This is a genomic window from Streptomyces sp. NBC_01217, assembly GCF_035994185.1.
Taxonomy (GTDB): Bacteria; Actinomycetota; Actinomycetes; order Streptomycetales; family Streptomycetaceae; genus Streptomyces.
The window spans coordinates 5,183,940-5,206,307 of record NZ_CP108538.1 but is presented as its reverse complement, the minus strand read 5'-3'; the positions used below and the strand labels follow the sequence as shown (position 1 = coordinate 5,206,307).

The following is a 22,368-nucleotide window of genomic DNA, read 5'->3' as shown; positions in this document are numbered from 1 at the left end:
GCCGCACGGAGGCCTCACCCGGCCCGCGGGCACCTCACGGCCCCGTCTCACCGTCCCGGCCCGAGGGCCGGGCCCTCACATGCATCCGCTCGCCCTGGCGCCCGAACAGGCTGAGGAATTCGACCGGATCGGGCCCTGCGCTGGCCCACGCATGCGGCGTGCGCGTGTCGAACTCGGCGACCTCACCCGCCGTGAGCACCAGATCGTGCTCACCCAGCACCAGCCGAAGCCGCCCCGCCAGTACGTACAGCCACTCATACCCCTCGTGCACCCGCTGCTCCAGCGGACCCGTCGCCCCGCGGCCACCGGGCAGGATCGTCTTGTACGCGTGCGGCCCGCCGAAATGCCGGGTCAGCGGTACGAAGGTCATGCCGTTCCGGGTGAAGGGGCGGAAGTGGATGCGCGGATCGCCGGTGGCGGGGGCGCCGACGAGTTCGTCCAGCTGCACCCCGTACGCCTTGGCCAGGGGCAGCAGCAGTTCGAGCGTGGGTCTGCGGCCGCCCGACTCCAGGCGCGAGAGGGTGCTGAGGGAGATCCCGGTCCTCTCGCTGAGCCGCGCCAGCGTCGTACCGCGTTCCAGACGCAGGGCGCGCAGCCGCGGCCCGACGCCTGTCAGGACGGCCGAGATCTCGTCGTCGTCCGTACGTTCTGCGCGTTCTCCGTGCTCTGCACGTACTCCGTGCCCGCCACCGTCCGTCATCCCCCCATTATTCGCGTCCGGTGTTTGCCGTACCGGCAACGGGGTGTGTCAGGACGGCAGGATCATGGCCAGCGAGAGCCGGGTCAGCTCATCGGTCAGCCACTGGGCGTTGACCTGGCGGGGGCGGCGGCCGTGGTGTGCCATGAGTTCGTCCACCGAGTGGTTCAGCACGGTGACGGTCACGGTGTGGTCGCTCGCCACCGCCTCGCCCCGGCGCACGGCACGCTCGGCCTCGGAGCTGAGGAACTCGATCCACATCGCCCGCCAGGTCGCCAGGTGGTTGTCCACCTCCCGGCTCACCCCCAGCACCTCGACGAACGCCACCCGCGCCGCGCACGGATCCTCGGTGACCGCCTTCACATAGGCGTCGAAGAGCAGCCGGACCCGTTCCGCCGTCGGACAGTCCTCCATGCCCTCCGCCATCAGGGCGTTCTCGGCGGCGCGCAGCCCGTGGGTGACCACCTCGTCGTAGATCGTCATCAGAAGCACCTCGCGCGAGACGAACTCCTGCTGGAAGACGTGGACGGGCACCTTCGCCTGATCGCACAGATCCTCGACGCTCGTGTGTGCGTATCCGTACGCGGCGAACAACTGGCGCCCGGCCCAAAGGAGTCGGTCCCGTGCTCCCGGGCCCCTCACTGCCTGCCCGACCGCCCTGTTCCGCTGGTTCGCCACGACACCCGCCATCGGTCCTCCTTAGTCGTCCGTACCGCTGCCCCCACTCTCCCCGCTCCACCACGCCGGTGGGGTTTCCGCCACGCGCTCGGGCACGCGCAGGGCCGCGCCCCGAGCAAGTCCGATTGCCCATCGAACCGTTGCTGTTACCGTCTGAATTTTGGATCTACGGGAGACTCCCGCGCCGCACCCCCGTCCACGCTCACAAAAAAGAAACAGCCCCCTGCACCCCTGAAACAACCCCCGTAACACCCCTCCGTGGGGTCGCACGCACCCAAAGACCCCGCACACGAGGGGGGTTACCGCCCCACCACTCCACGGTCCACCGGCCTCCCCCTGCGGTCTCCCCCAACACCTCCCGAACCGGTCTCCAGTGCCGGGCGGATCTACGATTTCCCTCCTGGAAAGGGGATCGCCATGGACCGCCACATACGCACGGTGGACGACGTACTCAGCCTCCTGGACGGCCTGTTCGCCCGGGAGGCGGACCGCTGGACGGGCGACGGGGCCTCCTGGTGGGACGGCTTCTACGCGGACCGGACGAAGCCCGTCCCGTTCTTCGTGGCCAAGCCCGACGAGAGCCTCGTCTCCTACGCGGACCGCCGCCTGATCACCCCGGGCCGCGCCCTCGACCTCGGCTGCGGCCCCGGCCGCAACGCCCTCCACCTCGCCTCCCTGGGCTTCGAGGTCGACGCGGTGGACCTCTCCCCGGCGGCCCTGGCCTGGGCCGAGGAGCGCGCCCGCGAGGCGGGGGCGGATGTCCGCTTCCACTGCGGCGACGCCTTCACCCTCACGGCGACCGAGCTGACCGGCCCGTACGACCTGATCCACGACTCCGGCTGCTTCCACCACCTGCCGCCCCACCGCCGCATCAGCTACCTGGCCCTGCTCGACCGCTGCCTGGCACCCGGCGGCCAACTCGCCCTCACCTGCTTCGCAGCCGGGGAGGCGGGCGTGGGATCCGAACTCCCCGACGCCGCCTTCTACGACCGCGCCGGCCTCCAGGGCGGCCTCGCGTACACGCCGGAGTCATTGCGCTGGATCTTCTCCGACCTGACAGAGATCGAACTCCGCCGCATGCACAGCGAACCCCCGGAGTCCCCGCGCTTCGGTGAGCCCTTCCTCTGGACGGCCCTGTTCCGCCGGAACCCGGCGCAGCCTCAGTGAGACCGTGAGGGCAAGCCCGCGAACGTGACGTCGGTGGCGCGGGCGATGACTTCGAGATCGCTGCCGAGGGCCCACTCGGCGACCCGCGAGACCGTGGCGGCCGGTACCGCATCGCTGATTCCGGGCGCCGCCGGGATGTCCTGCGTCGCATGCGCATCGTGCGGCATGACGACCCGGTACCCCAGCGCCAGGGCCGTACGCGCCGTTGCCTGTACGCACATCTCGGACATCACACCGCAGATGGCGAGCGCCTGCACCCCCGAGTCGGTCAACAGGCGTCCCAGGGACGTCTCGTCGAAGCCGTCGTCCTTGGTCTTGCGGATCACGGTCTCCGTGAGGCCGGCCTCGACGGGGTGGTGGAGTTCCCAGCCGGGCGTGTGGGGCTCGTCGCCCGCTCCGGCCTTCCCGTCGTTCTGAATGTGGACGACGAGCGCCCCGCTCCTGCGCGCCCGCGCGATCAGGTCCGTCGTACGGTCCAGGAGCCGGGCCACCTCGGGTACCGCCCTGGCACCGGAGACGGCGGACGACTGAACGTCCACGACCAACAGGGCCTCTACGGGCAACGCGCGACTGCTCATGGCCGCCATCATCACCGTCGGCGCCGCACACCTCCACGTGATTTCGAACGGACGCAGAGAGTGCGCCCCTCCACTCCGCCGTGCATGTTGGTAGGATCGTCAGCTCAATATGGCGTGAACGCATGCATGGACGGGGGAACACCGGCATGAAGTTCGACATGGGGGCGCAGGTTCTTTCGACGTTGTCGTCGAAGTCGCGTGGGTCGAGCACTGATCTGGGGACGTTGATTCGGCAGTTGGTGCAGGCTGCGCAGCCGTTGGAGGGGAAGTTCAACGGTGCGGGGCGTGCGGCGTTCGATTCGTTCAAGGGTCGGTCGGATGAGATCACGGCGGCGTTGAACGGTTCGTTGTCGGCTCTTCTGGGTGGTCAGTCGGGGATGGAGTCGGCGTTCAGTTCGGGTGATCAGGAGCAGGGTGACAACGCGCGGCAGCAGATGTCGGCGGCGAACTTCGACGCGGCGCGCTTCGGCGGCCGTTGACAGACGGGGGTTGGGTTTCTGATGGCTGGTCAGAGTGATCGTCGTTCGTACGACACGGGTGCGTCCGCGGACGCGCAGGGCAACATCCAGGTGGTGATCGCGCAGCTGGAGTCAGTGATCGCTGCGCGTGATGCCCAGGTGAAGGCGGCGATGGCGGACTTCGCGGCGGATGGTGTGGCGGATGAGTACCACGGCAAGGAGCTGCGGTGGAACCGTTCGTCGCAGGAGGTCAAGAACATCATCCAGCTGCTGAAGACGACGCTGGAGAAGAACGACGGTACGGCGCAGCACACGATCACGCGCGCGAAGGCCGCGGTCGACAACATCGGCTGACACCGGTCTGGTTGGCGTTGTGTCCGGTGTTCGGTTCGTAAGTTCACGGGGGTGTTCTGATGACTGGGTGGGATCTGAAGCCGCAGGGTATTTCGGGTGTGCTGAGGACGACGGGTGAGGCGGCGGGGAAGATCCAGACGTATGCGACGGCGTACGGGGATCATCTGACGTCGGCGGCGTCGAGTGCGGGCACGATCACCGCCGAGGGCGGTGGCGAGGGCGGCGAGAAGGCCACGGGCGGGCTCGTCGCGCTCGCCTTGTCGCAGTTCGCGGAGCACACGACGTCCGATCTGAAGTACGTCGCGGCGCGGGCGGGCAAGTCCCTCCAGGGCGCGGTTGATGCGACCACCGCCTACCTCAACGGTGATCTGGAGATGGCCGCCGAGGCCCAGCGCAAGGCGCTGGGTGCGGTGGACCTGGATCCGAAGAAGCCCGGGGTGCAGGAGCGGTGATCAAGCCCGAGGCGATTCCGCAGTTCACCGGTGATCTGGGCCAGCTGGAGAAGGACCACGCAAGCCTGAAGACCGATGCCGGTCACATCCGGGACACCGGTTCCTCCGTCCACACCCACTTCCAGGGCCTGTCCGCCTACTACCAGGCGCCCGAGGCCGAGCAGCTGTTCGCGAGCACCAAGCCGGTCCAGGAGCGGGCCGACGGCTTCGCGGACGACCTGGAGAAGGTCGCCTCCTCGCTGTCGGACTACGCGACCGAGATCCGCCCCCTCGTCACCAGGCTCGCGCAGCTCAAGACGGATGCGGCGACGTTCGTGAACGCGAACAAGGACGACGACGAGTGGGAGTACGACGAGGACAAGGTCGAGGAGCACAACCAGCTCCGCGACGACATCACCGCGGCCGTCGCCGCGTTCTGGGCCGCCGAGCGCACCTGCCACAACAAGATCACCGCCCTGTTCGGCGGGACGCAGATGGTCGCCGGTGACGGCTCCGAACGCAAGGACCAGTACGGGTTCAACGCCGACGACCTCAAGAACGCCAAACTCCCCTGGGGCGACCCCGTCGAGGAGAAGCACCACGCCTGGGAAGTCGGGCACTGGGTCAAGTCGTTCGTGTGGGACGGGCTGATCGTCGACGGGGTCTGGGGCACCATCAAGGGCCTGGGCACCCTCGTCGGGTTCGGCGGCTGGGACGCCATGGGACAGGCCTGGAAGGGCCTGGCCCAGCTCGCCACCGGCCTCGTGATCACCTCGATCCCCGGCGCGGGCACCCTGTTCTGGGCCCTGCCCGACGACAAACTCCCCTCCTGGCTGCGCGACTCACGCACCGCGATGAAGGAGACCGGCAAGGCCCTGGTCGCCTGGGACGAGTGGGGCAAGAACCCCGGACGGGCCGCCGGAGCCGTCACCTTCAACGTCCTGACCACCGTCTTCACCGGAGGCGCAGGCGGCGCAGCAGCCGGAGCAGGCAAGGCCGGAGCCGTCGCCAAGGTCCTCTCCGTCGCCGGGAAGGCCGGCAAGGTCATCGACCCGATGACCTACATCGCCAAGGGCGCGGGCGCCGGACTCTCCAAGATCGGCGACATCACCAAGGGCCTCAGGGGCATCAGCAACATCGAGATCCCCAGACTCCCCGACGACGCGATCGTGCTGCCCGAGGGCTCCCTCAAACTGCCCGACGGCACCGTCCACCTCCCCGAAGGCGCAGCCATCCCCGACGGCGGCATCAAACTCCCCGACGGCAACATCAAATTCCCCGACGACGCCCCCCTCCTGCCCGAAGGCACCACCAAGCTCCCCACCCACACCGACGTACCCGTCCAGTACTTCGACCACGACGGCAACCTCCTCGACGAGAACGGCGGCATCGTCCAGCACGCCGACGACGCCCCCGTCGAGCCCTCCCCCGACGTCACGCGCACCGACAGCACGGACCCCACCACCCCGCACACCAACTCCCCGGTCAAGGAACCGGTCCTGGTCGGTGTCGGCGCCCACACCGTCGATGTCTCGGCCCACATCGGTGACAACGCCGCCCACCTCGGCAGCGACCTCGGCGACGCCGGCCGTCTCGGCGACGACCTGCCGGGCGGTCACACGGGAGACAACCTCCCCGGCGGCCACGCGGACGACCTCGGCCACGGCCCCTCCGCAAGCCATGAACCGCCCACCGGCGGGCACGGTGGCCACGGGGGCGACGGACCGAACGGACCGCACGACCCGCCCCCGCCCCACCACAATGACCACACCCCGAACAGCCATGCCGACGACGCCGCGCACCACGGTGCGGACGAAGGTGCCCCGCACCACGACGGCGGCAGCCACGACCCCGGCTCAAACCATGGCAACGAGGGCAACGGATCGGATGGTCGGCCCGACGGCGGGAGTCATCACGACGGCGGGAGCAATCCGGAGCCGATCCAGATCGGGGACACCCCCATGCCTCCACCGGGGCCGGGGCAGAAGGTTCTCGGCGTTCTGCCCGAGGAACTCGTCCGCCGCACGGAGGACGGCCTCATCTCCCATGTCGGCGACCAGCCAGTCAGCGAATTCATGGACCAGCTGTCGCACCAACGCGCCGAGGACTACCTGAGAGCCAAGGAAGCAGGGACCTTCCCCCGTTCGCAGACCGGAGCCTGCGTCGGGTCGGTGATCGACCTGCGGACCGGCAAGGTGATCGAGGGAATCAACGGTCCGAAGAAGGCTCCCCAGCTGATCGGTATGGACCAGTTGCACCCGACGCTCCTGGAGCGTTACGAACAGATCGCCGACGCTCCCCCTCACCACGCCCCGATCCTCGCCCACGCCGAGGTCAAGGCCGCCAACGAGTTGCTCTGGGCGCGCAAGGAACTCGGCCTGCCCGACGACGCGGCAGCCCTGACGGAGATGCGCGCATCGGTGCAGTTCCCCTTCATGATCGACGACATCACAGGAAAGCCTCCCCGCCCCGCACCGTTCTGCGGAAACTGCAACCATATGCTGGAAGGCGTGCCCAGTAGCTTCGGGCGCTTCCTCAAGGACCCGCCCGGACCTGAGAACTGGATTCCGTAATGACACTCCCACGGATCGACATCGACGACCCGGAATTCGAAATGGATGAAGGCGAGGTCGTCTTCTATCGAGGAGAGCGTTTCACCGGCGAGGTGGTCGAATACCAGAAGGGTGCGCTCGTCAGCCTCGTCACTTACAAGGATGGGCTGGAGGATGGCCCTTCCAAGGAGTGGTACATGGATGGAACCCTGAGGTCCGACGGAGTGTTGCGAGGAGGGTTCCCGGTCGGTGAGTCCAAGGATTGGCACCCCAACGGGAGGCTGGCCGCGCGTGTACTCATGAGCGAGAACGGGCTGCGGCAGTTGGAGATCACCGAGTGGGACGACGAGGGGAATCTGACAAAGGAGTGGCGCGCCGAGCGCGGTTGACGCCGGGCCGGGTCGACATCGACGACCTCGATGTCGACATGGACCAGGGGCAGCGCCTGCTGTACGGGGACGAACTCTTCACCGGCGAGGTCGAGGAGCGCCTGGGCGGTGCCGTCGTCAGCCTGGACTCCTACGTGGCGGGAGTGCAGCACGGCCCCAGCCGCGAGTGGTGCGAGGACGGCACGCTCCAGTCCGAGGGGACGGCCCGCGAGGGGCGTCCAGAGATCCGGGACGACTCCACGCCGTCACCGCACTCGCGCGCTCTTCACGTGGACTCGGCCGAGTTCACCGCGAGGGCAGCGACGCGTTCGCGCCACGGGACGTGAGGAGGCTGTTCTGCGTACGCGGCTGCGTGGGCGGCCCAGAATGCCCGCGCCTCCTCCTGACGGCACGGGGCGCAGTGTGTCTCGTCGCCCACCGCCCGGAAGACGTGGTCCTCTCCGGGGCCCGCGCACGGGACGAGTTCCCTGACGCGGGATGGCGCGGCGGCGTGGGCAGCGGTGGGTGCCGGGGGTTCCGGGAGCTTCTGTACGAGGCGGTGGCGCAGGAAACCGACCGCCGATCGCACACCGTCCGGGGGCAGTTCGCTGGTCAGGGCCCGGCGTAAGTCGGTGGTCGTGATGCCGCGCCGAATCCACTCCGCAGCCAGCTCGGCGAGGCCTTGGGCCTCGCGAACTCCCAGGTGCAGTTGAGGTGCTGCGTGGCGGAGCGACAGCAAGAGCCTTCCCGACACGCTCAGTTCGGGGTCAGGAGCGCTGTCGGGCTCAACTTCCGGCTCGGCTTCGGAGGGTGGGTGGGGACAGTTCTTCTCACGTTCTTCTTCTACCGGTGGTGAGTCACCGACCGGCCGAGCCCCCGGCCGACCGACCGTCCGTTCCTGCGCACTCGGCTGCGGCGCATGCGCCACCACCGGCCCCTCCTGGACCCGTCGGGCCTCTTCCTCCGTGAGCGGTACGTTCGAGCAGAGCTGGTCGGTGGCCCAGTGGCCCCGTCCCGCCTGCCGTCGCCGCTCATGCACGAAACCGTGCTCCACCAGCTGCTTCTTGGCCTTCTGGTACGCCCGCCCGGTGATCCCGAGCCGCCCCGCGTGCTCACTGAGCGCCCGCCCGGCCCGGTCTTCGGGAAGCCCCTGTACGTAAAGGAGGAGGATCTTCGCGTCACTGCCCAGACGCGGATGGCGCACAACATCGTGCGAAGCCTTCGTGAAGCGCCGAGACGGCGCGATAGCATGCCGAAGCATCCTGGTGGACCTCGGTATCCACTCGTGGTGAAGGCCCTCGGAGTGGTGTTGGTAGCACCCCCGGGGGCCGCCCCATCCACAGGTGTGGACAGAGCGTGATGACGCGATCACCGTACCGCACACCACGAGGAGCCTCGCCTCCTTCGCGCACATCGCTCGCGTAACAGATGTACACCTGATACATTCGCTACATGAGCGAGCCTGTCACTGAATCCATGGCAGAGGTACGCCGCCACCTCGCCGACGTCATCGACCGCGCGCGGCGGGACGAGACCCCGACGATCATCACTCGCCGCGGCAAGAGCGAAGCCGTGCTGGTCGACATCGACGAATACCGACGCCTGAAGCAGGTCGCGGAGCAATACGAGGACGAGTGGCTCAACCAACTGGCCGACGAGGCCGAATCCGAGGGCCCCGACGGCTCGGTCTCCATCGAGGAGATGGCCGCACTACTCCGATCCGCGCCCTGAACTCATGGGATACGTCACGCGGTTCACTCCGCATGCACAACGGAACCTGCTGAAGATTGCCCGTCAGGACGCGCTGCGCATTCTGTTCCGTCTCACCGAACTCCAGAAGGCATTGGACGCGGGAGACACCGCGACCTTCGACATCAAGGCTCTCCAGGGGCACGCGGACCGGTGGCGGCTGAGAATCGGTGACTACCGCGCCGTGTACACCCTTGAGGACGGTCAGCTCATCCTGTGGGTGCTGACCGTCGCGCACCGCGGCGAGGTCTGCCGCCGCGGCGTGTAACCCACCCCCTGCGCCTGCGGAGCCGTGCCCGCTGCCGGATCTCTACCCCTCCCTGGCCGTCACCTCCAGAACCAGTTCGTGCAGCACATCAGCGTCCACGAACGGCGTCTCGGCCGTGGGCAGTGAGCGCCAGTCGAGCGGCCAGGTCAGCCCGTTCAGCGCCGGCACCCCGACGAACGCCGCGTTCTGCCCGTAGCACCCCATCATCTGCGCCCCCGGCGGCCATTGGTGTGCGCGGGCGCTTCGCGGGGGCAGCAGGAAGTACATGCTGCGCTCCCCGATCCCCGACCGCACGATCGGGCCCGCCCGGAAACCCGTGAACTGCATGATCTCGTACGCGACTTGCTCGCCCAGTACGCCCGTGATCCGTACGGCGTCGAAGTGAACGCCGACGTGCCGAAGGGCATGCCCGGACGCGGGAATCCACGAAGGGGCCGGGGTGAGTGAAGTTTTCCGTTCCATGCGGAAAGCGTTGCGGTCGACACCTAATGTGACCAGGGATACAGGGCGTCTGTGCACTGTTGTGTACTCGGGAGGTGGAGTTGTGTACTCCGGTGGCCAAGGGAGCGAAAACGCTGAGATGTTCGGGGCGTTGATGCGTTTCTTCCGGGACCGAGTCGGGCTGTCCCAGGAGGCCCTGGGCCTGAAAATTGGTTTCTCCAAGTCGCAGGTGGCGATGGTGGAGCGGGGGGAGCGACCGCCGAAGGGGAACTTCGTACCACGTGCGGACAAGGTTTTGGCTGCACAAGGTGCACTGGTGGCTGCTGCGTCCAAGTTGCCAGTCAGCCATTTGGCCTCGTGGTTCACGGCGTTCGCCAAGGAAGAGTCGCGCGCTTCCAGTCGGCATGAGTACGAGACACACGTGGTGCCTGGTCTGCTTCAGACCGAGGACTACGCCCGCACAGTACTCAGCCATACGTACCCGCCGGTCGACGACGAAGAAGTCGAGGGGCGAGTCGCGGCCCGTCTGGAGCGCCAACGTCTCTTCTCTCGCAAGCCCGTTCCGGATATCGGCTTCGTTCTGGAGCTGAGCGCTCTCACCCGTCCTATCGGCGGCCACCAGGTGCGCAGAAAACAGCTCCACCACATCCTGGAGATCGCGCAGCTGCGACATGTACAGATGCAGGTGATGTCTCCGAACCGGAAGACTCATGCCGGTCTGGACGGACCATTCGTCCTGCTGGAGACCAAGCAACGACGCCAGCTCGCCTACATCGAGGGGCAGGGCGGCAGCTTCTTCATCAGCGAACAGCCGGACCTGGGAAACCTGTTCGGGAAGTATGGCATTCTGCGGGCGCAGGCGCTCAGCCCGGAAGCGTCCGTGAAGTTGATCGAACAGGCGGCAGAGGAACCATGACCACCGACCTCAACTGGTTCAAAAGCAGCTACAGCGGCAACGACAGCGGCAACTGCGTAGAGGTCGCCACGCGCCCCGAGGCCGTCCACGTCCGCGACTCCAAGGATCTCGCCGTCCCGGCCCTCGTCCTCTCCCCCGCCGCATGGGCCGACTTCCTCCCGTACGCCGCGCGATAAGTACGCCTCACCGTCGCTCACCCCGCCCGACTCGGCGGGGCCGTGATCCGTACGGTCAAGCGATGTGATCACTCGATCGTGAGTTTCTCCCCTCGTGTGCCCAGTGTGTCGCGATCCTGCAAGGACGGCGTGCAACCGGCGCCGCCCGGACGGGCTGTGGGTGGGGAGTGGCATGACGCACGATGCGGGACGACGCGGGGGCCTGGACGAGCGGGCGGTCCTGGTGGTGGCCGGACTGGCCGATCTGGCGGTGAGCACGGTGGGCTCGGCCCTGGGGGCGGTGCGGGGGCTGCTGCGGCGTTCGGACGCCGCGGAGCTGGCGGCGGAGGCCGAACATGACCTGATGGCGCGCGGGCGCCTGGTGCTGGACCGGTACGCGGCCGTGCCCCCTGCGCATCTGGAGACCCTTGCCCGGCACACCCTGGCTCGGCGGGCCGCCGATGACGTCTGACCGATGGGAGCCGGCCGTGTTCAAGGCCCGCGTCGACGAGGTACTCCATCGGTTCGTGGCCCAGGAGGCCGAGCAGTTCGCGGCGATCGATCCGGTGCTGGGCCCGGTGGCCGAGCAGTTGGAGGCCGCGGTCACGGACGGCAAGCGGCTGCGGGCGGCGTTCTGCTACTGGGGCTGGCGCGCGGTGGGGCAGCCGGACAGCGATGCGCTGGTGCGGGCGGCGGCGTCGATGGAGCTGGTGCATGCCGCCGCGATCGTGCACGACGACCTCATCGACGACAGCCCGTTGCGGCACGGCAGGCCCACCGCACACATCGCCCTGCGCGGTGCCTTACGCCGTCGCCCGCGCGCCGTCGCGGCCGCCAGGTCGCTGGCGATGCTGGTGGGGGATCTGCTGATGGGACTGGCCGGGCAGATGTTCGCCACCAGCGGTCTGCCCGCGGCGTATCTCGTCCGGGCCCGCCCGCTGTGGTCGGTGCTGGCCCGGGAGCTGATCGCGGGCGAGTGCCTGGAAATCCTGCGGACCGGAGCCGAGCCGGACACCACGGCGTCCCTGAAGGTGATCCGGTACAAGACCGCCAAGTACACCGTCGAGCAGCCCCTGCTGATCGGCGGCGCCCTGGCCGGGGCGGGCGGGCGGCTGCGTGAGGGTTACTCCGCGTACGGGCTGCCGCTGGGCGAGGCGTTCCAGCTGCGGGACGACGTCCTCGGCCTGTTCGGAAGCCCGGAACGCACCGGCAAGGCCAACGCCGACGACGTACGCGGCCACCGGCCCACGGCCCTGCTGGCGGAGACCTGGAGTGTCGCCGGTGATGACGACCGGGCAATGCTCCGCACCCTCCTGGGCCGACGCGACCTGGACGGGGAAGGTCTGGACGCGGTGCGCGAGGTGATGCGCCGACTGAAGGCACCCGAACGCGTCGAAGACATGATCACCGCTCGGGTCGAGGAAGCTCTCGGCGCTCTCCACGAGCTGGACGTTCCCGCGCACGCGGCCGCCGCCCTGACCGCCCTGGCGCAGTCGGCGGCGGTCCGCCTGTCCTGAACACCCGCCCGGAGGCGGCGCAAGCCCCTGCCGTGGACCACCCCGTGCAAAGACGAGGAGCCTGCCATGACCTACACCGAGACATCGATGGACAGCCTGCGCCAAGCCGGTGACGAACTCGCCGACGCCACCGTCGCCGCACTGTTCGACCGCGGGGAAGTGGGCAAGTTCAACACGCTGATGCGCTACGTCTCCACCGCAGGTGCTCCCCTGCCGGACGGGCTGCCCGATGTCGCCCGGGAGTACCTGGAAGCCACGAGTGCTCCGCCGGCCTGGGTCGACTGGGGGGAGATGGAGAGGGCCCGGCTGTTCTTCATCGACAACAACGTGCACATCTCCACCGCCCTGTCCTTCGCCTCCATGCCCGCCTGCTACGTCGTCCCGCACGTGGCGAAGCTCCTGTCGGCCACCCACGGGCTGAAGTACCCCTCCAAACGGATGGCGGAGACCGGCCAGTTCACCGTCCACCTGATGCAGCCCGGCGCGTTCGAGGCCGGCAGCCGCTTCATCCCCGCCGCCCAGAAGGTCCGCCTCCTGCACGCCTCCATCCGCCACCACCTCACGCGCGAGAACCGGTGGGACACCGACGTACTCGGAACGCCGATCTGTCAGGAGGACATGATCGGCGGGCAGATGTTCTTCTCCCTGCTCGTGCTGGACAGCCTGCACCGCCTCGGCATTCACATGTCGACGGAAGGCGCGGAAGCCTACTACTACGCCTGGCGCGTGGTCGGTGCCATGCTCGGCATCGAACAGGACTCCGTTCCCAAAGATCTCGACGAGGCCCGCCGGTTCCTCGACCTGTACATGATCCGGCACATGGGGCCGTCCGAAGAAGGCGCGCACCTGACCCGGCAGCTGATCGACCTCTACGAGGAGGTCGTGCCCGGGACCGTCTTCGACCCCATCGTCTCCGCGCTCATCCGCCATCTCGTCGGCGACACCTGCGCCGACTGGCTCCACGTGCCCCGCACCTCGTGGGACACCGTCGTCAAGGTTGTGCCCCACCTCCTCGGCATCCTGGAGACCATCGAGGACAGGTCACCCCTCGGCGCCTGGGCCCTGGACCGCCTCGGCCATCTCACCACCGTCCTTGAGCTGTCCTCACTGACCCGCGGACGCGTCATGCACTACGCCATCCCCGAACACCTCAAAAAGGAGTACGACATCTCCGACACGGTGCCCCGGTCCCGCCGATGGACCCCGCCGGCCGCCACGGTCTCCTGCTGACGCACGTGCTCGGGCCTCGCCTCACCCCAGGCCCGCGGGAAGACCGATGCTCCCCTTGAACACCCCGCGGTTCTCCTCGCCCACGTTCTGCCGGTAGGTGATGTTCCCGCCGTTGTACGGAATCAGGAAGCCGAACGTGAGCCGGTGGGCCTGGATCCGCCCGGTCCCGGCATCCAGCGTCAGCGTCTCGGTGAGCCGGGAGAGAGTGATCTGATCCTTGCCGGTGGCGACTCCGGCGCCCCGGAGCTGGGTGAGGACCGGATCGAGTTCCCGTACGGCGTTCTTCACATAGGCGCGATCCTGTACCTCGGTCAACTTCCTTGATACGAGCTTGACCTGAAGCTCGACGGTGGCGCCCTTCCGCACCACGGTGACGTCGTCGTTCCCCGCCTGGAGGTATCCCCGGTACGCGTCGATGGCGGCGACGGAGTCCTCGATCTTGTTCTTCATGGCGGGGTCGGTGGAGGCGCCGTATCCGAAGATCTCGGCGAGCTGCTTGTAGTCGCCGGGCAGCCGGATACCGAGCCGTGCCTCGACGGCGGCCCAGTCGACCGCATGGGCCTCACCGACCCACCCGGTCACGGCGACCACCCGCTCCACCCATGTGGCGTCGGCCGGCAGCCCCGCCACGTCGGGCGTGGCCCGCTCGGCGACGAGAACCACATGCCGTACGTCGCCCCGCACCCGTACCGTCCCGGCCCCGATCCACTGGTCGGCGTGCGCCCAGGCCCTCATGTCGACGACGTCGGCACCGAAGGGAGTGAGCAGGGGCAGCCCGGTGGTCGCGTCCACGGTGGGGTCCGCATGGCCGCGCGTGGCGAGGTTGCAAGAGGAGCCGAAGCGGCTGCTGATCCCGTCGATCACGTCGACGAGGTCGAGTTCCCCGGACGAGGCGAGGCACACGTGCCCGGCGCCGTGCCTGCGCTCGCTGCACTTGAAGCGCCGCGCGCCGGTTCCGACCAACCGCGTGACGACATCGACCAGTTCAGCCGACTCCATGGACTTCCTCCGCCTCCTGCGCTCACCCGTCCCGGGGAGCCGGGCCGGTTCTACAGCACACCGCCCCCGGAACGCGAGCGACCGGACCTTTCGGACATCGCGACCCGCGCGGCGAGGCGAGGCGAGCCGTCACGAAGAGCCGGGCCGTGTCGCGCTCCCTGTCAGCCTTGCGCTTCCCTTCCCTCCGGGGCCCGGCTCCAGCACAGAAGCCACGGCAGCGCTGCCCAGGCCACCGGGATCAGGATCCACAGGACGTACGCGATACCCATCGGTCTCCTTTCCTGCCGCTCAGTCGCCGAGGAGTGGACCGCGGAGCGCTCACCGCTCCGGGAACCGCTCCCCGCACCGGCTGCAGAACACCGGCTCCGGGTCCTGCGAGAGCCGGCCGCATCCGGGACAGACCCGGTCCAGCATGCAGGGCGCCTCGCCGCCCTCGTCCGCCGGTGAAGGCGCGACCGGGGCCGCGGCCGAAGCCTTGGCCAAGGGCTTGATCGTCAGGCCCGGACGGCGGCGGTGGACCGTCACATAGGCCAGCCCGTCCGGTCCCGCGACGAGGGCGCGGCGGGAGGTGCGGGGCAGCCAGAGAACGGTGGTCGGGGTCAGGTCGAGCGAGTCTCCGCCCCCGGCGACGACGACCCGGCCGCTGCCCGCGATGACGACGGCAAGGACGTCCAGGACGTCCTCCTGGTGCTCGCCGACCTCCGCACCCGGCGGAAGGCGTACCAGATTGGCGTCCAGCTCCCGGCCCTGTTCGGCCAGTTGCCACAGTGCCCCGCGTTCGTCGTGGGCGGCGGCGGTCAGCAGGTCGTCGAGCACGGCCAGTACCCGGGGTGCGGAATTCACAGCAATCAGGCTACGCCCGCCCTACGCTGGCCCCTTTGCCCGCCGAGCCGAGAAAGGCGCCTCGCCATGGACCGTGAGCCCGACGAGAAGTACCCGCCGGTCGAACCGTACGAGCACGGCATGCTCGATGTCGGGGACGGCAACCTCGTGTACTGGGAGGTGTGCGGGAACCCGGACGGCAAACCCGCCCTCGTCGTGCACGGCGGTCCGGGGTCGGGGTGCACCGAGCGGCCCCGGCAGTACTTCGACCCGGACCGCTACCGCGTCGTCCTCTTCGACCAGCGGGGCTGCGGCCGCTCCACCCCGCACGCGAGCGACCCCGCCACCGACATGCGGCACAACACGACCGCCCACCTCATCGCCGACATGGAGCGGCTGCGCAACCACCTGGGCATCGGCACCTGGCTGCTGTACGGCGGTTCCTGGGGCTCGACGCTGATCCTGGCGTACGCCGAGCAGCACCCGGAGCGGGTCTCGCAGATCGTGATCCCGGCCGTCACGACGACCCGGCGCTCCGAGATCGACTGGCTGTACCGGGGCGTGGGCCGGATCTTCCCCGAGGCCCGGGAGCTGTTCCGGGCCGGGGTGCCGGAGGCCGAGGGGGACGCTACGCCGGACGTCCTCGCCGCGTACGCCCGGCGCATGGAGAGCCCCGACGCCAAAGTGCGGGAGAGGGCGACTGCCGACTGGTGCGCCTGGGAGGACGCGGTGCTCTCCCAGGAGACGTACACCGGACCGCCGCCGTACAGCGGGCGCCCCGGGCGGGACCGGCAGGCGCTGGTGCGGATCTGCTCGCACTACTTCTCCCACGGCGCCTGGCTGGAGGAGGGGCAGCTGATCCGGGACGCGGGCCGGCTGAGAGGGATTCCGGGCGTGCTGGTGCACGGGCGGTTCGACCTGGCCGGGCCGCTGATCACCGCGTGGGAGCTGGCGAAGGCATGGCCGGACGCGGAGCTGACCGTGATCGGCGACGCGGGGCACCTGGGCGGTGCGGCGACGAGCCGGGCGGTGCTGGCGGCGCTGGACCGGTTCGCCCGGCAGCGGTGAAAGGACGGGCCGGAGACAGGGGTGGGGGTCCTGTTGTCACCGGGACATGGCAAGCTGTGCCTCCGTTGCGCACGCGCCAGCACTCGTACCCCCCACTGGTCTCGTCATGAGCCAGTGCTGTCGCCGCACGCAGCACCTGACGAAGCCGCTGTCCGACACGACCCGTGGGGTACGACTTGAGAGCGAAGAAACGAATATGGGTCACGGCTGCCCTGGCCACGTCCGCCGTGGCGGGTGTCCTGGTCTTCGAGGGGGTGACGGGCAACTCCTCGGTGGACTCCGACGCCAAGTCCGGCCCCGTCGAGGCCGCCGTGCACAAGACCTCGCTGAAGGTGGACGGTGACGGCACGTCCGCCGTCCTCGGCAAGCAGGACACCGAGCCGTTCAGCATGCTGGGCATCACCTGGACCGACCCCGCGGCCAAGGTCACCGGAGCCGTGGAGGTGCGGACCCGGTCCGCCGCCAAGGGCGACTGGTCGTCCTGGCTGCCGCTCGAAACCGATGTCGACGGGCGTACGGAGACCGGCAGGTCCGGCGTACGGGGGAGCACCGAACCGCGCTGGGTGGGCCCGTCCAACGGTGTCGAGGTCCGGATCAACGCGGGCGGCAAGGTCTCCGCGAAGCTGCCCGCGGGGCTGCGGCTGGACACCGTGGACCCGGGCCGGGGCAGCACCGTGAACGCGGACCCGGCCGCTTTCGCCGCCGACATCCCCGCGGCCGACGAAACGACCGCACCCGCCACCGATCCGACGGACACGGCCACGCCCGAGGCGCCCGCGCCGAGCGACAGCACGCAGCCGCCCGTCGAGCCGACGCCGGCCGACACCACGTCGCCGACCCCGTCCGCTCCCACCACGGAGCCGACCACACCCGCGCCGAGCGCGAGCACCACGGCGCCCACGAGTCCGTCCCCGTCCGAAACCCTGCCGCCCGCGCCGACCTCCACCGTGCCCAAGCCTCCGATCACCTCGCGTGCGGGCTGGGGCGCCGACGAGTCGATCAGCCCGGAGGCCCCGGAGTACCTGGACACGATCAAGGCGGTCTTCGTCCACCACACCGCGGGGACGAACGACTACTCCTGCGCCGACTCCGCGGCGATGGTGCGCAGCGTGTACGCGTACCACGTCAACAGCAACGGCTGGAAGGACATCGGCTACAACTTCCTGGTCGACAAGTGCGGGACGATCTTCGAGGGCCGTAAGGGCGGGGTGGACCGGCCGGTCCTCGGCGCGCACACCTACGGCTTCAACCGGGAGTCGACCGGCATCTCCGTCCTCGGCACCTACACGGACACGGCCGCCCCAAGCGCGGTGACCACCTCGGTGGCCCGGATCGCCGCGTGGAAGCTCGGCCAGTACAAGGGCGACCCGGCGGGCAGCACCATGCTCACCGCGGGCGCCACCGGCAGCAACCTCGCCGGCACGAAGTTCACCGCCGGTCAGCAGTACTCCTTCAAGCAGATCTCCGGCCACCGCGACGGCTTCGCGACCGAGTGCCCCGGCACCAAGCTGTACGGGCAGCTGCCCGCGATCCGCAGCCTCGCCGCGGGCCCCGTCACCGGGCTTGCCATCAAGTCGGTGACCGGCGCCGGGCTCGCGGGCACGACGTACTACACCAAGTCCTCGGTCACCGTGGGCTGGTCGGCGAGCACCCCGAGCGTGTTCATCTCCAAGTACGAGCTGCTGGTCGACGGCAAGTCCGTGGCCACCACCACGGGCACCGCCACCTCCGCCAAGGCCGCGCTCGCCATCGGCAGCCACCAGGTCGCGGTCCGCGCCACGCACCAGTCGGGCAAGGTCACCACGTCCACGGCGGCCACCGTGGTCGCCGAGCAGACGGCGCCGACGTTCAGCACCAAGCCGAACCTGGCCCTGCGCACCGGCACGGTGAACACCACGGCCGTCCCGGTCACCCTGAAGTGGAAGGCCACCGACGCCGCCTCGCTCAAGGAGGTCAGGCTCACCGCGCCGCTCGCCAAGACCTACGGCCCGACGACCACCAGCGCCTCGCACACCGCGAAGTCGGGTGTCGCGACCAGCTGGGCCATGACCGCGTACGACCAGGCGGGCAACACCGCCGCCGCATCGGTCTCCGGCACCCCGGTCATCGTCCAGGAGAGCTCGGCGACGAAGACGGGCACATGGACGACGAAGTCCTCGACCAGCTACCTCGGCGGGAAGTCGTACTCCAGCTCGTCCAAGGGCGCGAGCCTGAGCTGGACGTTCACCGGCCGCTCGGTCGCCCTGGTGGCCTCCAGGGCCAGCAGCTCCGGCCAGGTGTACGTCTACGTGGACGGCGTGAAGGTGTCCACCGTGGATCTGAAGTCCAGCACCACCAAGTACCGCGACGCGCTCTGGACGAAGAGCTGGTCCAGCAGCGCCAAGCACACCGTCAAGATCGTCGTCGTGGCCACCTCGGGCCGGCCGACCATCACCACCGACGGCATCGTGTACCTGAAGTGACCGGCGCACGGCAGCATCCGTAGAACGAGCCCTTGCCCCCCGGCAGCTGTCCGGGGGGCAAGACTCCTACCGGCCATCCTTGCTTCGAGCGGACTCGAAGGCGTTGGCTTGGTGTCCATGAAGTACACGCAGCTCGGACGCACCGGACTCAAGGTCAGCCGCCTCGTCCTCGGCACCATGAACTTCGGCCCGCAGACCAATGAGGTGGACAGTCACGCCATCATGGACGCGGCGCTGGACACGGGCCTGAACTTCTTCGACACCGCGAATGTGTACGGCTGGGGCGAGAACAAGGGCCGCACCGAGGAGATCATCGGCACCTGGTTCGCCAAGGGCGGCGAACGCCGCGACAAGGTGGTCCTGGCCACCAAGATGTACGGGAACATGGCCGCCGACGGCGAGGCCTGGCCCAACCACGACAAGATTTCCGCCGTGAACATCCGGCGCTCGGTCGAGGCGTCGCTGAAGCGGCTCCAGACCGACTACATCGACCTCTACCAATTCCACCACGTCGACCGGAACACCCCCTTCGAGGAGATCTGGCAGGCGATCGACGTCCTGATCCAGCAGGGCAAGATCCTGTACGCGGGTTCGTCGAACTTCGCCGGTTACAAGATCGCCCAGGCCAATGAAGCGGCCGCCAGGCGCGGCTCGTTGGGACTGGTCAGCGAGCAGTGCATCTACAACCTGATCGAGCGCCGCGCCGAGATGGAGGTCATCCCGGCCGCGCAGGAGTACGGCCTCGGCGTCATCCCGTGGTCCCCGCTGCACGGCGGCCTGCTGGGCGGTGTGCTGAAGAAGGAGCGCGAGGGCACGGCGGCGCGTTCGGCCTCCGGCCGCAGCGGGGACGCGCTGAAGAACTCGGAGCAGCGCGAGCAGATCCAGGCGTACGAGGACCTGCTCGACAAGCACGGGCTGGAGCCGGGCGAGGTCGGCCTGGCGTGGCTGCTCGCCCAGCCGGGGGTGACGGGTCCGATCGTCGGACCGCGCAACCAGGAGCAGCTGGACTCGGCGCTGCGGGCGCTGGAACTGGAGCTGTCCGCGGAGCTGCTGGCGTCGCTGGACGAGATCTTCCCGGGTCCGGGTCCTTCGCCGGAGGCATTCGCCTGGTGAGAATCACCTGACGGACCGACGGACCGACGGTCCGTCAGGTTCTGCGGTCACGGGCCGCCGCTGCTCTCGCTCCCGAAAGGGGCGGGGCAGTGGCGGCCCGTTTGCGCGTCAGACGGCCGACGCTTCGAGTCCCCTCAGCGTCTCCCCCAGCCAGCTCAGCTCCGCCTCGCTGGTCGCACGGGCGATCCTCAGCAGCCCCCGCCGGAACGGGTCCGCGAACTCCTCGGCGCCGAGCGGCTGCTCGCCCTCGTAGAAGAAGCTGCTCGGCTCCTCCAGGAACGCGAGCCGGCGCCGCAGCACCTCCGCCTGCTCGGCCGGGGACGCCAGATGGCGCAGGAAGGCGAGGACGGTGAACCAGCGGTTCTCGTCGCTGATGTCCAGCTCCCCGGCCTCCCGCAGCCGGCGCCGCAGCTCCTCGCGCCCCGGCTCGGTCAGGGTCAGCGTGTGGCGGGGGGCGGCCCTGCTGCCCGGCTCGGTCCGGCGCTCCAGCCAGCCGGACCGTTCCAGGCGCTTGATCGCCGGGTACAGCGTGCCGTCCGCGATGGGGCGGACGTGCCCGGTGAGCTGGGCGACCCGTCGCTTCAAGTCGTAGCCGTGCAGCGGCTGTTCGTACAGAAATCCCAGGATGGCCAGTTCCAGCATGCCTCTATCATCTCCGATGGCGTTATACATCGATGCCGATGTATAGTCTCACCGATGCTTTAACCGTGCACGGCGACGAGGAGGAAACATGCGACACGCTCAGGTGACGGCCGACGGCGCACGCATCCGCTGGGTGGAGCTCCCCGGCCGCCCCGGCACGACCCGCACCCGGGTCTATCTGCACGGGCTCGGGGCCTCGTCCGGCCCGTACTTCACCGCGAGCGCCGTCCACCCGTTGCTGGCCGACAGCCGGTCGCTGCTCATGGACCTGCTCGGCTTCGGGATCAGCGACCGCCCCACGGAGTTCGGCTACACCCTCGAAGAGCACGCCGACGCGGTGGCGGCGGCGCTGGAGGCGGCCGACGCGTACGACACGGATGTGGTCGCGCACAGCATGGGCGGCGCGGTGGCGATCGTGCTCGCGGCGCGCCATCCGCACCTGGTGGCCCGGCTGGTGCTGGTCGACGCCAATCTGGACCCGGTCGCCCCCGGTCCGGCGCGGCCGGGCAGCAGCGGCATCGCCGCCTACACGGAGGAGGAGTTCCTGACCGGCGGCCTGGCAAAGGTGCGCGAGCGGGTGGGTCCGCACTGGTGGGCGACCATGCGCCTCGCGGGCCCCGAGGCGCTGCACCGCACCGCGGTGAATCTCGCGCGCGGGACGACGCCGACGATGCGCGAACTGCTGCTGGACCTGAAGATTCCGCGCACGTATCTGCGCCCCCTGGACAACGGACCACTGCCCGGCGAGGACGCGCTGATCGAGAACGGGGTGCGGGTCGTGGCGGTCCCGGAGTGCGGGCACAACATCATGCTGGACAACCCCGAGGCGTTCGCCAGGCAGACGGCACTGGCCGTCGGGGCCTGACGGGGGAGGTACGCGGCCGCCGTACGCGTCACCCGCCGACGGCGGCTGCCACGGCGACGACGACGAACATCAGCACGAGCACGGAGGCCATGATGCGGTTTCTGGTCTTCGGATCCACCCCCCGAGCGTAACCGCCGGTCTCAGCGGCCCAGCGACCAGGATGCGGTCACCTCGTACCGCGGCTGCTCGCCGGCCACCCCGGCGACCGGCAGATTGCTGCGTACGAGGGCGATCTCACCGACCTCCCACACGGTGCCCTCGAAGCCGCCGAGCGCCTCGACGTAGGGGCGCAGGTCGGCCTCGGTGCGGCTGCGGGCGAGGGTGAGGTGTGCGGCGTAGCGGCGGTGCTCCTCCATCGGGATGCCGGTGCGGCGGGCGGCGGCGTCCGCCCGTTCGGCGAGAAGGCGCAGCGTATCCAGTGCTCCCGCGGCCCCCGCCCACAACGCCCGCCCGCCGAACCTGCCCGCCCCGTGGATGCGCAGCGGGAAGGGCTCGGTGCGGCGGGCCGCCCGTGCGAGGCGCTCATGCAGCTCGGGCAGCACGTCCTCGTCCACGGAGCCGAGGAACGCGAGCGTGAAGTGCCAGCCGGGCGTACCGGTCCAGCGCAGCTTCCCGGCGCCGGGGAGCGCGCGCAGCGGGTCGACGGCACGGCGCAGCTCCTGGACCGCGTGGTCGGGCGGCAGAACGGCGACAAAGAGTCTGAGGCGGCTCATGGGCCGAGTGTCGCACCGTGACGGCGTGTCCCGGGCTCCGTGCGTATCGTTGTGCCGGGCGGCTGCCCGCGCGCCCGTGCGGCAGCGGGGAGGAGCGCCACGGTGACCATCGCACTTGACGACGA

General features: G+C 69.4%; 27 protein-coding genes. 18 read left to right on the top strand and 9 right to left on the bottom strand.

Translation table 11 applies throughout. The annotated features are described in order from the left end of the window. Window positions 1-34: 34 nt before the first annotated feature. Together OG507_RS23325 and OG507_RS23320 are read right to left on the bottom strand one after the other, a co-directional pair. Entirely contained in the window at window positions 35-700 is a 666-nt protein-coding gene (locus OG507_RS23325; protein WP_327369135.1) for a helix-turn-helix domain-containing protein, read from the bottom strand. A 48-nt stretch (window positions 701-748) separates the two neighbouring features. Further along, complete coding sequence (locus OG507_RS23320; protein ID WP_327369134.1) at window positions 749-1,387, bottom strand: TetR/AcrR family transcriptional regulator; 639 nt, start codon at window positions 1,385-1,387, stop codon at window positions 749-751. Window positions 1,388-1,792: 405 nt separating this feature from the next. Here OG507_RS23320 and OG507_RS23315 point away from each other — a divergent pair, with 405 nt between their 5' ends. After that, a complete protein-coding gene (locus OG507_RS23315) occupies window positions 1,793-2,542 on the top strand; it encodes a class I SAM-dependent methyltransferase (RefSeq protein WP_327369133.1) in 750 nt (249 codons plus the stop codon). On the opposite strand, the gene OG507_RS23310 is transcribed toward OG507_RS23315, so the two are convergent. Continuing rightward, window positions 2,536-3,120, bottom strand: a complete 585-nt coding sequence (locus OG507_RS23310) for an isochorismatase family protein (RefSeq protein ID WP_327369132.1) — start codon at window positions 3,118-3,120, stop codon at window positions 2,536-2,538. The genes OG507_RS23315 and OG507_RS23310 overlap by 7 nt on opposite strands. Window positions 3,121-3,266: 146 nt before the next feature. Between OG507_RS23310 and OG507_RS23305 the strand changes: the two genes are divergently transcribed. Genes OG507_RS23305 through OG507_RS23280 form a run of 6 tightly spaced genes read left to right on the top strand, consistent with a single transcriptional unit; the run spans window position 3,267 to window position 7,630 of the window. Continuing rightward, on the top strand, window positions 3,267-3,599 hold the full coding sequence (locus OG507_RS23305; RefSeq protein ID WP_327369131.1) for a hypothetical protein: 333 nt from the start codon (window positions 3,267-3,269) through the stop codon (window positions 3,597-3,599). Window positions 3,600-3,620: 21 nt separating this feature from the next. After that, on the top strand, window positions 3,621-3,932 hold the full coding sequence (locus tag OG507_RS23300; RefSeq protein WP_327369130.1) for a pore-forming ESAT-6 family protein: 312 nt from the start codon (window positions 3,621-3,623) through the stop codon (window positions 3,930-3,932). A gap of 59 nt (window positions 3,933-3,991) precedes the next feature. Beyond that, window positions 3,992-4,384 carry a DUF6507 family protein gene (locus OG507_RS23295; protein WP_327369129.1) on the top strand — a complete coding sequence of 131 codons (393 nt, stop codon included), beginning with the start codon at window positions 3,992-3,994 and terminating at the stop codon, window positions 4,382-4,384. Beyond that, window positions 4,381-6,936: a hypothetical protein gene (locus OG507_RS23290; RefSeq protein WP_327369128.1), complete on the top strand. Its 2,556-nt coding sequence runs from the start codon at window positions 4,381-4,383 to the stop codon at window positions 6,934-6,936. The genes OG507_RS23295 and OG507_RS23290 overlap by 4 nt, the downstream gene beginning before the upstream one ends. Further along, window positions 6,936-7,304, top strand: coding sequence for a toxin-antitoxin system YwqK family antitoxin (locus OG507_RS23285; RefSeq protein ID WP_327369127.1), 369 nt, complete (start codon window positions 6,936-6,938; stop codon window positions 7,302-7,304). Before OG507_RS23290 ends, OG507_RS23285 begins: the two co-directional genes overlap by 1 nt. Then, window positions 7,283-7,630 (top strand): hypothetical protein, encoded by a 348-nt coding sequence (locus tag OG507_RS23280; RefSeq protein WP_327369126.1) that lies wholly within the window; start codon window positions 7,283-7,285, stop codon window positions 7,628-7,630. Before OG507_RS23285 ends, OG507_RS23280 begins: the two co-directional genes overlap by 22 nt. Here the strand turns inward: OG507_RS23280 and OG507_RS23275 are convergent. Next, complete coding sequence (locus OG507_RS23275; protein WP_327369125.1) at window positions 7,570-8,544, bottom strand: hypothetical protein; 975 nt, start codon at window positions 8,542-8,544, stop codon at window positions 7,570-7,572. The genes OG507_RS23280 and OG507_RS23275 overlap by 61 nt on opposite strands. A gap of 191 nt (window positions 8,545-8,735) precedes the next feature. Between OG507_RS23275 and OG507_RS23270 the strand changes: the two genes are divergently transcribed. Both OG507_RS23270 and OG507_RS23265 read left to right on the top strand, forming a co-directional pair. Further along, the gene (locus OG507_RS23270) at window positions 8,736-9,014 is read left to right on the top strand and encodes a type II toxin-antitoxin system Phd/YefM family antitoxin (protein ID WP_327369124.1); all 279 of its coding nucleotides are present in this window, start codon (window positions 8,736-8,738) and stop codon (window positions 9,012-9,014) included. Between the two features lie 4 nt (window positions 9,015-9,018). After that, window positions 9,019-9,300 carry a type II toxin-antitoxin system RelE family toxin gene (locus OG507_RS23265; RefSeq protein ID WP_327369123.1) on the top strand — a complete coding sequence of 94 codons (282 nt, stop codon included), beginning with the start codon at window positions 9,019-9,021 and terminating at the stop codon, window positions 9,298-9,300. A gap of 42 nt (window positions 9,301-9,342) precedes the next feature. Here the strand turns inward: OG507_RS23265 and OG507_RS23260 are convergent, their stop codons facing one another. Then, on the bottom strand, window positions 9,343-9,762 hold the full coding sequence (locus OG507_RS23260) for a hypothetical protein (RefSeq protein ID WP_327369122.1): 420 nt from the start codon (window positions 9,760-9,762) through the stop codon (window positions 9,343-9,345). 118 nt (window positions 9,763-9,880) lie between these two features. Between OG507_RS23260 and OG507_RS23255 the strand changes: the two genes are divergently transcribed. The 5 genes from OG507_RS23255 (at window position 9,881) to OG507_RS23235 (ending at window position 13,559) form a co-directional block, all read left to right on the top strand. Next, on the top strand, window positions 9,881-10,657 hold the full coding sequence (locus OG507_RS23255; protein WP_327369121.1) for a helix-turn-helix domain-containing protein: 777 nt from the start codon (window positions 9,881-9,883) through the stop codon (window positions 10,655-10,657). Next, window positions 10,654-10,833, top strand: a complete 180-nt coding sequence (locus tag OG507_RS23250) for a DUF397 domain-containing protein (RefSeq protein WP_327369120.1) — start codon at window positions 10,654-10,656, stop codon at window positions 10,831-10,833. The genes OG507_RS23255 and OG507_RS23250 overlap by 4 nt, the downstream gene beginning before the upstream one ends. A 172-nt stretch (window positions 10,834-11,005) precedes the next feature. Further along, entirely contained in the window at window positions 11,006-11,284 is a 279-nt protein-coding gene (locus OG507_RS23245; protein ID WP_327369119.1) for a polyprenyl synthetase, read from the top strand. Then, window positions 11,274-12,329: a polyprenyl synthetase family protein gene (locus OG507_RS23240; protein ID WP_327369118.1), complete on the top strand. Its 1,056-nt coding sequence runs from the start codon at window positions 11,274-11,276 to the stop codon at window positions 12,327-12,329. The genes OG507_RS23245 and OG507_RS23240 overlap by 11 nt, the downstream gene beginning before the upstream one ends. 66 nt (window positions 12,330-12,395) lie before the next feature. After that, entirely contained in the window at window positions 12,396-13,559 is a 1,164-nt protein-coding gene (locus OG507_RS23235) for an oxygenase MpaB family protein (RefSeq protein WP_327369117.1), read from the top strand. 21 nt (window positions 13,560-13,580) lie between these two features. Here the strand turns inward: OG507_RS23235 and OG507_RS23230 are convergent, their stop codons facing one another. Beyond that, complete coding sequence (locus tag OG507_RS23230; RefSeq protein ID WP_327369116.1) at window positions 13,581-14,558, bottom strand: SMI1/KNR4 family protein; 978 nt, start codon at window positions 14,556-14,558, stop codon at window positions 13,581-13,583. 318 nt (window positions 14,559-14,876) lie between these two features. After that, entirely contained in the window at window positions 14,877-15,401 is a 525-nt protein-coding gene (locus tag OG507_RS23225; RefSeq protein WP_327369115.1) for a cupin domain-containing protein, read from the bottom strand. 66 nt (window positions 15,402-15,467) lie between these two features. Between OG507_RS23225 and pip the strand changes: the two genes are divergently transcribed. The 3 genes from pip (at window position 15,468) to OG507_RS23210 (ending at window position 20,023) form a co-directional block, all read left to right on the top strand. After that, complete coding sequence (pip, locus tag OG507_RS23220) at window positions 15,468-16,448, top strand: prolyl aminopeptidase (RefSeq protein WP_327369114.1); 981 nt, start codon at window positions 15,468-15,470, stop codon at window positions 16,446-16,448. 176 nt (window positions 16,449-16,624) lie between these two features. Continuing rightward, window positions 16,625-18,910: a peptidoglycan recognition protein family protein gene (locus OG507_RS23215; protein ID WP_327369113.1), complete on the top strand. Its 2,286-nt coding sequence runs from the start codon at window positions 16,625-16,627 to the stop codon at window positions 18,908-18,910. Window positions 18,911-19,027: 117 nt separating this feature from the next. Beyond that, a complete protein-coding gene (locus OG507_RS23210; RefSeq protein WP_327369112.1) occupies window positions 19,028-20,023 on the top strand; it encodes an aldo/keto reductase in 996 nt (331 codons plus the stop codon). Between the two features lie 108 nt (window positions 20,024-20,131). On the opposite strand, the gene OG507_RS23205 is transcribed toward OG507_RS23210, so the two are convergent. Further along, window positions 20,132-20,665: a PadR family transcriptional regulator gene (locus OG507_RS23205; protein WP_327369111.1), complete on the bottom strand. Its 534-nt coding sequence runs from the start codon at window positions 20,663-20,665 to the stop codon at window positions 20,132-20,134. Between the two features lie 88 nt (window positions 20,666-20,753). Between OG507_RS23205 and OG507_RS23200 the strand changes: the two genes are divergently transcribed. Next, window positions 20,754-21,530 (top strand): alpha/beta fold hydrolase, encoded by a 777-nt coding sequence (locus tag OG507_RS23200; protein ID WP_327369110.1) that lies wholly within the window; start codon window positions 20,754-20,756, stop codon window positions 21,528-21,530. 140 nt (window positions 21,531-21,670) lie between these two features. Here the strand turns inward: OG507_RS23200 and thpR are convergent, their stop codons facing one another. Beyond that, on the bottom strand, window positions 21,671-22,243 hold the full coding sequence (gene thpR / locus OG507_RS23195; protein WP_327369109.1) for an RNA 2',3'-cyclic phosphodiesterase: 573 nt from the start codon (window positions 22,241-22,243) through the stop codon (window positions 21,671-21,673). Between the last annotated feature and the right edge of the window lie 125 nt (window positions 22,244-22,368).

Coding starts and splice junctions, on each gene's coding strand:
- OG507_RS23315 (WP_327369133.1), top strand. CDS start 1,793: ATGGACCGCCACATACGCACGGTGGACGACGTACTCAGCCTCCTGGAC.
- OG507_RS23200 (WP_327369110.1), top strand. CDS start 20,754: ATGCGACACGCTCAGGTGACGGCCGACGGCGCACGCATCCGCTGGGTG.
- OG507_RS23310 (WP_327369132.1), bottom strand. CDS start 3,120: ATGAGCAGTCGCGCGTTGCCCGTAGAGGCCCTGTTGGTCGTGGACGTT.
- OG507_RS23285 (WP_327369127.1), top strand. CDS start 6,936: ATGACACTCCCACGGATCGACATCGACGACCCGGAATTCGAAATGGAT.
- OG507_RS23320 (WP_327369134.1), bottom strand. CDS start 1,387: ATGGCGGGTGTCGTGGCGAACCAGCGGAACAGGGCGGTCGGGCAGGCA.
- OG507_RS23300 (WP_327369130.1), top strand. CDS start 3,621: ATGGCTGGTCAGAGTGATCGTCGTTCGTACGACACGGGTGCGTCCGCG.
- OG507_RS23205 (WP_327369111.1), bottom strand. CDS start 20,665: ATGCTGGAACTGGCCATCCTGGGATTTCTGTACGAACAGCCGCTGCAC.
- OG507_RS23325 (WP_327369135.1), bottom strand. CDS start 700: ATGACGGACGGTGGCGGGCACGGAGTACGTGCAGAGCACGGAGAACGC.
- OG507_RS23245 (WP_327369119.1), top strand. CDS start 11,006: ATGACGCACGATGCGGGACGACGCGGGGGCCTGGACGAGCGGGCGGTC.
- pip (WP_327369114.1), top strand. CDS start 15,468: ATGGACCGTGAGCCCGACGAGAAGTACCCGCCGGTCGAACCGTACGAG.
- OG507_RS23230 (WP_327369116.1), bottom strand. CDS start 14,558: ATGGAGTCGGCTGAACTGGTCGATGTCGTCACGCGGTTGGTCGGAACC.
- OG507_RS23255 (WP_327369121.1), top strand. CDS start 9,881: ATGTTCGGGGCGTTGATGCGTTTCTTCCGGGACCGAGTCGGGCTGTCC.
- OG507_RS23240 (WP_327369118.1), top strand. CDS start 11,274: ATGACGTCTGACCGATGGGAGCCGGCCGTGTTCAAGGCCCGCGTCGAC.
- OG507_RS23260 (WP_327369122.1), bottom strand. CDS start 9,762: ATGGAACGGAAAACTTCACTCACCCCGGCCCCTTCGTGGATTCCCGCG.
- OG507_RS23235 (WP_327369117.1), top strand. CDS start 12,396: ATGACCTACACCGAGACATCGATGGACAGCCTGCGCCAAGCCGGTGAC.
- OG507_RS23250 (WP_327369120.1), top strand. CDS start 10,654: ATGACCACCGACCTCAACTGGTTCAAAAGCAGCTACAGCGGCAACGAC.
- OG507_RS23270 (WP_327369124.1), top strand. CDS start 8,736: ATGAGCGAGCCTGTCACTGAATCCATGGCAGAGGTACGCCGCCACCTC.
- thpR (WP_327369109.1), bottom strand. CDS start 22,243: ATGAGCCGCCTCAGACTCTTTGTCGCCGTTCTGCCGCCCGACCACGCG.
- OG507_RS23275 (WP_327369125.1), bottom strand. CDS start 8,544: ATGCTTCGGCATGCTATCGCGCCGTCTCGGCGCTTCACGAAGGCTTCG.
- OG507_RS23265 (WP_327369123.1), top strand. CDS start 9,019: ATGGGATACGTCACGCGGTTCACTCCGCATGCACAACGGAACCTGCTG.
- OG507_RS23210 (WP_327369112.1), top strand. CDS start 19,028: ATGAAGTACACGCAGCTCGGACGCACCGGACTCAAGGTCAGCCGCCTC.
- OG507_RS23305 (WP_327369131.1), top strand. CDS start 3,267: ATGAAGTTCGACATGGGGGCGCAGGTTCTTTCGACGTTGTCGTCGAAG.
- OG507_RS23295 (WP_327369129.1), top strand. CDS start 3,992: ATGACTGGGTGGGATCTGAAGCCGCAGGGTATTTCGGGTGTGCTGAGG.